We start from the raw sequence: 7,201 nt of genomic DNA, 5'->3' as shown, positions 1-7,201 counted from the left end.
CATTTCAATTGGCTCACGTCCCTAATATGGAATAAATCTCTATTCTCCATATTTATTCATATTCCCTTGTGCCAACGAAGAAAATATCCAACAAAATTTTGGGTAGACCTAAGTAGTTACTTTTTGCTAGAATAGCGCACTGTAGTTCCCTTACCTCCGGGGAGGTGGAGCAACTCCACGTTCCCTCCAAAACAACAAAAAAAGGCCGAGCAGTGTTACCCGAGGCCACTGAAAAAGTCCGTTTTTTTAAAGAAAATAAAATATCAGAAAAAAACGAGCCTCCAGAATCGCTTCTAAGGCTCGTTTCGTATTTAGGGAGACATTTTTGATCCCCCTAATTTCTTAGTTTTTTCAAAAACATTGGTTTTTCAGTGGCCTCGTGTTACCCTGCTCAACCTTTATTACCAATATCCCTCATGAGCGGCAACCGTCTCCGTCTCAACCTCTTGAATTGGACCAATGACTTCAATCGATTTATTCCCTCTGGCGAAGACCTCTCGGCAAGGTAAATCCAAAGTCGGATTCTGCTCATCCTCCCCGGTTAGTTGCGCCAACAACTTTTCGGAAATCCCATAGACGACTCGCCCTACATTACCCCAATAGATGGAGCCTGAACACATAGCGCACGGCTCTGCAGACGTATATAATGTGCAGGACCACAGCTCTGCCTTGCTGTATCGTTGGGAGGCCGCCTCCATCAGCATCGTTTCTGCGTGCCCTGTGCAGTTGGACTGCGTAATTTCCACATTGCCTTGTTCAAGCAAAATCTCACCTGTTGGCCCTACTAACAATGCGCCGAACGGTGTATTCCCGGATTCTCTCGCCAGAACAGAGAGTTCTACGCATCTTTTTAAAAAAGCGATATGTTGCTCACGTTCACTCATTAACACTCCTCCCAACTTAATCCAATGTTAGAATCTTTGCTCCCGAATATAAGGAATACCCAAAGCCTCAGGCGCGCCCGAAGGCTTATTGCGATTACGCCAACCTAAGAACATCAACACTAGAATCGTGACGACGTATGGAATCATTTTCAGGAAATAAGAAGGAATGTGACTGCCGATCAGCTGAACACGGAAACCGAGACTATCGAGCACACCGAAGAAATAAGCGCAGAGCAGCGCTCGGATCGGATTCCATCTGGCAAAAATAATAAGCGCCACCGCGATCCAGCCCCGCCCGGAAGTCATCCCTTCATTCCATGTAGGCGTGTAAACGAGCAGCAAATCTGCTCCACCAATACCGATCAACATGGATCCAATTACAATACAAGCGTAGCGAATCGCAATAACAGGAATACCCATAACATCTGCCGTAGCCGGATTATCGCCGACTGCCCGGAGATGAAGTCCCCAGGATGTGCGATGAATAAACAAATGCATGGCAATGACCAGCATGAAGCTAAACCAGGTGAACAGATCTAAATGTGCAAAAATGTTGCCTAGCAATGGCACCGGCTCCAGCCAGGGCAAATCCAACTTGGGGACTGCTCCCGCCAGCGGCTTTCCACTCACTGGTTTGCCCAGATACGCACTAAGCCCTGCTCCGAATATCGTCATGGCCAAACCGCAAACGACCTGATTGGCATGCAGAGTTACGCATAGAAACCCATGCAGCAGCCCGAGCACTCCGCTCACCGCCAATACACAGAGAAGGGTCAGCGCCAAACTGCCTGTATGAATAAACATCAAGCACGAAATCACAGCCCCCATCAGCATCAAGCCTTCAGCACCAAGCTGTGTAATGCCGGATCTCTCGATCAGAATTCCGCCTAGTACCGCTATAAGCAGCGGAGTACCGGAAGAAATGGCAGAAATCAGTATTTGTGTGAGCATTTCCACGACTCGTCATCCCCTTTCCAGCGTGAATTGAATGCTGACTTCATCAGCGATTGCTGCGTATCCGGAATTTCCCGGCCATTCCCCCCGCAATGAGGAAAAACAGAATAGCCCCTTGAATCATGGATGAAGTCGATGACGGAAGTCCAATCGTTTGCACACTATAGCCCCCCACAATCAGCCCTCCGAAGAGCACAGATGAGACTACTAAACTCAACGGATTCAGCTTTGCCAGCCAAGCGACAATAATAGCCGTGTAACCATACCCAGGTGATATCCCATACATAAGGCGATGCGCCACACCGGAAACCTCGCTCATCCCTGCAAGTCCGGCCAATGCGCCGCTGATCATCATTACGATAAGTACATGTTTGGAAATACGAATTCCTGCATTCCTCGCGGCTTCCGCATTTGCACCGATCAGACGCAATTCATAGCCATAACGCGTATAGCGAATCACAAAAGCATAAAGCAGCAGCGCTGCCACCGCAAAAATAATCCCCAAATGCAGCCTGGATGTCCCCCAAGTTGGCAGCGATTGTGCAGCTGTAAACATTGGCGATCCTGGGAAGTTAAAGCCTTTTGGATCTTTCCACGGACCGAATACGGCATAATTCAAGGCAAGCAGAGCCACATAATTGAGCATTAACGAAGTGATGAGTTCATTGACTTGAAAATAGGTTTTTGGTATGGCCGTAAGCAAACCCCAGACACCTCCTGCTGCCATACTTGCCACTAGCATAACCGGAATAGACACGTACATCGGCAGATGTGGAAAATAAACCGTAATTGCCGTTGCTGCCATCGCTCCCGCCAAAAACTGCCCTTCCGCCCCAATGTTCCATACCGAGATGCGGTAAGCAAAAGATACCCCGATGCCGCACAGCAGAAGCGGAATTGCCTTCACCAGAGTCTCGGTCAGCCCGAAGGTGGAGCCGAATGCTCCCTTCAGCATTTTGCCGTAGACCGCAATCGGATTCATGCCATTAAGAGAGATAAAGATGCCGCAGGCGATAAGCGCGAGTATAATCGCTGCAAGCGTTACCCACCACGGGCTGTCGCGCCCTGTTGGATCAATCTCGAAACGGTAGGGCATCCGAAAGCTTGTTTCGCGTTTCACAGCTTTATTTTCAACCGGAAGTGCGCCTGCTGTTTGTTGTTCACTCATCCCGCATCCTCCTCCGATCCTGCCATTAACAGGCCGATATATTCGCGGTCCGCTTCTTCTCGAGATACATCACCCACGATGCGCCCGCCGTACATCACCAGAATCCGATCAGCCAAATGCAGCACTTCATCCAGATCCTCCGAAATCAGCAGCACCGAACGCCCCTTCCTCCGCAGATCCTCCAATAACGCATGAACACCCGCTGTAGCTCCAACATCAAGTCCCTGTGTCGGATGTACAGCGACCATGAGCTTCGGATCTTGATCGATCTCTCTGGCCAAAAGCAGCTTCTGTTGGTTGCCCCCTGACATATATTGAACAGGCGCATCCAGGCTGAATGTCTTCACATCAAATCGTTCAATAAGCTTCTGCGACCAACTCCGGTTGCTCCCCGCGCGCAGCAAGCCGAATCGTGAACGCGCTTGGGAGCGATACGTTTTGACCAGCAGGTTATCCACCGATCCCAGGCTGCCAGCCAGACCGCTCTTCATGCGATTCTCAGGCACATGGGCGATTCCCAGTTCAATCGCTGTGCGCACCGATCCATTGCGTAAGGCCTTGCCAGCGAAACTGACTTCGCCCTGCTTCCATGTACGCAGCCCCGTGAGCACCTCGGCCAGCTCTTTTTGTCCATTGCCGGAGACTCCGGCCACACCGACGATTTCACCTTCATTCACTTGAAAATGAAGCCCATCCAACACTTTGCGTCCATGATCCGCATACACATCAAGACCATTCACCACAAGCATTGGATTGCCTTGTATTGTCTCTCTTACGACAGCTCGGCTTTCCAAGCTCTCCAGGCTCTCTTGACCGACCATGAGCTGCGCCAAATCCCGTTCACTCGTGGCTGATTTCGCCATGGCGGCAATCATTTGACCTTTGCGCATCACCGAGATGCGATCTGCTGCCAACATGACTTCCTTCAATTTGTGCGTCGTCATAATAATCGTTTTGCCTTCCGATTTCATCCGGATCAGCGTCTCAAACAACTGATCGACCTCACCTGGCGTCAACACCGAGGTCGGCTCATCCAAAATAATCAAATCCGCGCCGCGATACAGCGTCTTCACAATCTCAACCCGCTGCTGTTCCCCCACGGATAACTGCCAGATCGGCCGATCTACCGGGAACGGTAGACCAAAATGCTGCGAGATTGCCTCGATTTCCTCGGACTTCCTTGCGAGCCAACCCGGACCTCGCCAGAAGGAGGAGGTCTCGCCAAGCACAATATTTTCGGCTGCCGTTAGCGTCTGCACAAGCCGAAAATTCTGAAACACCATGCCAATCCCCTGCTTCATCGCATCCTTGGGAGAGCGAATGCGCACCTTCTCTCCACGGATCAGAATATCTCCGCTAGTTGGTCGATATACGCCCGAGAGCATGCACATCATCGTGCTTTTCCCTGCGCCATTCTCCCCTAGCAGGGCGTGAATCTCGCCAGCTTTTGCCCGGAAATCTACCTGATTATTAGCAAGCACGGAACCAAATTGTTTGACGATTTGAACCATTTCAACGGAATAAACCTCTGTTTTATTCATATGAGTTCCTCCTTTTCCGTCCTAAAAAAGACCCTTATATACTCAAAACAGCATCTCCCTACCAGGGATATGCTGTTTCCGGATACCGTCTTATACGAAATCGAAGCGCCTGCTTTGTACCTATTTTCCTCACTATACGATCAGGATAAATTTACGTCAATTAACATCACATCGAATTAGCCATATGTACGAAAAATGCTTTCACCTTTGTGCTTCCATCCAAATTCCCCCACCGCTTAGGATAGAAATATCCCGCCGTAGACGAAGCCAGCGACAATAACAAAGGCAGGATGTATCTTTCGTTTCTGAATCAGATAGAAGGCAACTGCCGCAATTCCGCAAAATTGAAGGTAGCCAATCGTCTTTGTCGATTCCACCAAACTACTCCACGTGACCAAGACCATCATAATCGCAATCACTGGTTGAACCAGCAATGTCATCCCTTTAATAACAGGAGATTGTTTATATTTCTGCAAAATATTCAGTAAAATAATAAGCGCAATAATTGACGGAACGACCGTTGCCCCGACAGCAATCAACACGCCAACCCAGCCCCCGATTTGGAAGCCGACATAAGCCGCAATCTTCGTCGCAATCGGACCGGGGAGCGCGTTTCCGAGCGCTAGCATATTGGAAAACTCACTGCTCGTCATCCACGCATGATTGGGCACGATTTCTTGATACATCAGCGGAATCGATGAAGGCCCGCCGCCATATCCGAATACATTAGCCAGGAAAAAACTAACGAATAACTGCCACCAATCCATCATGCGCCTTCCCCTTTGCCAAGCGGCTTCTTGCCTTTGTTCCACTTGTCCTTTACCTTATGATGGAAAGCACCGTAAAAGAGAAACAAGAAAATCACAATAGCCGGATGCACAGCGAAAGTCTGCAGCAGCAAGAAAGAAATGACAAAGAAAGTAATGCCTGCGGCCCAGCCTAATCCTTTGATCGCTTTCTCGCCAAACTCATAGGCCATGACCCCCAGCATAACAGCCACAATTGGCACTACCGCGGCAATCATCCCTTTAATAACTTGCGAATTACTAAAGAAATTAATGAACGAATACAGCCCCACCATGGCCACACATGTTGGAACAATATGCGCTAGCAGTCCGATAACCGCTCCTCCTGTTCCTTTCAGCCGATAGCCTAGATAACCTGCCAACTTCGTTGCAATCGGCCCAGGCAGTGTATTGGCAATCGCCAGTACTTCCATAAATTCCTCATCCTTCATCCACTGAAACCGCGTAACCGCCTCATGTCGAACCAACGGCACAATCGACGGCCCGCCGCCATATCCCAAAATTCCCGTCCGAAGCATCGCCACTCCGATCTGTACATAGGCATTAGCCAATCGTCTCACTCCTATCTCTCTCCAACCTAGCCTGCTAATCAGCTAATTGTAAACTAAAATTCCTCACCTTTTATGCTTCTATCCGCATTTTTGTAAAAATGACAAAGATTCTCCCCGTTATTGGCACCCGACTAAAAATAAACAGGCTCATTAACTTGCTTAGCTTGCTGAAGCATGTGGGCAGACAAGAGTCCTAGAGGACTCCTATTACTACTTTGACCTGCTAAGCAGATCAACTAAATAAAGAAAACCGGCTTCGCCGCCCTGAGAGATCAGCCTCTTAGTAGCGACAAAACCTGTTAAGGGAACTAGAGGACGCTATATAGGCAACTAGCAGGGATGCTATGGTATTAGCGGAACTACGGGGTCTTATTTCCACGAAAAATGCTGAATTTGCCTTGAAACAGCAAAATAGCGGACTGTAGTTCCCTCACCCCCGCGATATGGATACTTTTGGCTAAAATAGCGGACTATAGTTCCCCCCCTCTGTTCGCACAAGGCGGCTGGAGTAACTCCGCGCTCACTCCAAAACATATAAACTCTTATATTAAAATCTAGCCTGCGGCTAGGTCACCAAGTCAATGAACCTTGAGGCAAGCCCAAGCTCCCTTACGAACTCAATACTCTTTATTCGGCCATAATCACTCATTCTGAAAATCTAATGAATCCCAGATGCGCTATTTCAAGCAAGTGATCACCTTTTCGCCAATAAAGTGCCGGGTAGCGCCAACTCCGTTCATTAAATCCCCAATGCAGCCATTTTCTCGTCTATAAGCATCATACCGTTCATTAGATGCCCTTTGAGACCGAAAACCTCCAAAGCAAAGAAGGTAGTGGTGGATGTCAATAAATAAGAGTAAGCTTCGCTCAACCCAAAAACATATAAATTCTTATATGTCAAAAAAAACCTTACGAGGATTTCTCCTTGTAAGGTTTCTTAGTTGCTTGGCAACGTTCTACTCTCCCAGAACCCTGCGGTTCAAGTACCATCGACGCTGGAGGGCTTAACGGTCGTGTTCGAGATGGGAACGCGTGGGTCCCCTCCGCCATCATCACCAAACAGTCAAAGTGTGGTTTGCGCCTTGAAAACTAGATACGAAACTTGCGTAAAGTTAGATCAATGCCACTACGGCTACCGTAGTTTCATTTGCTGCTTAGTCAGCTGAAAGCAGAGAGACTTTAATCTACGATTAAAGATCCCTATATTAGGTTAAGCCCTCGACCGATTAGTATTCGTCAGCTGCATACGTTGCCGCACTTCCACCTCGAACCTATCAACCTCGTCGTCTACAAGGGG

Annotated in this window: 6 protein-coding genes and 2 rRNA genes; all 8 read right to left on the bottom strand. The window is 48.6% G+C overall.

The window, feature by feature from the left end; translation table 11 throughout:
• Positions 1-401 precede the first annotated feature (401 nt).
• The gene (locus IEY34_RS35680; RefSeq protein ID WP_189020950.1) at positions 402-884 is read right to left on the bottom strand and encodes a nucleoside deaminase; all 483 of its coding nucleotides are present in this window, start codon (positions 882-884) and stop codon (positions 402-404) included.
• A 27-nt stretch (positions 885-911) separates the two neighbouring features.
• A complete protein-coding gene (locus tag IEY34_RS35675; protein ID WP_189020948.1) occupies positions 912-1,841 on the bottom strand; it encodes an ABC transporter permease in 930 nt (309 codons plus the stop codon).
• Between the two features lie 43 nt (positions 1,842-1,884).
• Entirely contained in the window at positions 1,885-3,006 is a 1,122-nt protein-coding gene (locus IEY34_RS35670) for an ABC transporter permease (RefSeq protein ID WP_189020946.1), read from the bottom strand.
• The gene (locus IEY34_RS35665; protein WP_189020944.1) at positions 3,003-4,547 is read right to left on the bottom strand and encodes an ABC transporter ATP-binding protein; all 1,545 of its coding nucleotides are present in this window, start codon (positions 4,545-4,547) and stop codon (positions 3,003-3,005) included. The genes IEY34_RS35670 and IEY34_RS35665 overlap by 4 nt, the downstream gene beginning before the upstream one ends.
• Positions 4,548-4,783: 236 nt before the next feature.
• Positions 4,784-5,317 carry a chromate efflux transporter ChrA gene (gene chrA / locus IEY34_RS35660; protein WP_189020942.1) on the bottom strand — a complete coding sequence of 178 codons (534 nt, stop codon included), beginning with the start codon at positions 5,315-5,317 and terminating at the stop codon, positions 4,784-4,786.
• Positions 5,314-5,904: a chromate efflux transporter ChrB gene (chrB, locus tag IEY34_RS35655; RefSeq protein ID WP_268240228.1), complete on the bottom strand. Its 591-nt coding sequence runs from the start codon at positions 5,902-5,904 to the stop codon at positions 5,314-5,316. The genes chrA and chrB overlap by 4 nt, the downstream gene beginning before the upstream one ends.
• A gap of 943 nt (positions 5,905-6,847) precedes the next feature.
• Positions 6,848-6,964 (bottom strand): 5S ribosomal RNA (gene rrf / locus IEY34_RS35650).
• A 146-nt stretch (positions 6,965-7,110) separates the two neighbouring features.
• Positions 7,111-7,201 (bottom strand): 23S ribosomal RNA (locus tag IEY34_RS35645); the annotation flags it as partial.

The organism is Paenibacillus marchantiophytorum, assembly GCF_014640555.1.
In the GTDB taxonomy this organism is placed as follows: Bacteria; Bacillota; Bacilli; order Paenibacillales; family NBRC-103111; genus Paenibacillus_E; species Paenibacillus_E marchantiophytorum.
The sequence above is the reverse complement of the archived record's forward strand: the minus strand, read 5'-3'. Positions and strand labels throughout refer to the sequence as shown.

What these genes read in the sequence shown, in the direction of transcription:
- IEY34_RS35680 (WP_189020950.1), bottom strand. Translation starts at nt 884, where the DNA reads ATGAGTGAACGTGAGCAACATATCGCTTTTTTAAAAAGATGCGTAGAA.
- chrA (WP_189020942.1), bottom strand. Translation starts at nt 5,317, where the DNA reads ATGATGGATTGGTGGCAGTTATTCGTTAGTTTTTTCCTGGCTAATGTA.
- IEY34_RS35665 (WP_189020944.1), bottom strand. Translation starts at nt 4,547, where the DNA reads ATGAATAAAACAGAGGTTTATTCCGTTGAAATGGTTCAAATCGTCAAA.
- IEY34_RS35670 (WP_189020946.1), bottom strand. Translation starts at nt 3,006, where the DNA reads ATGAGTGAACAACAAACAGCAGGCGCACTTCCGGTTGAAAATAAAGCT.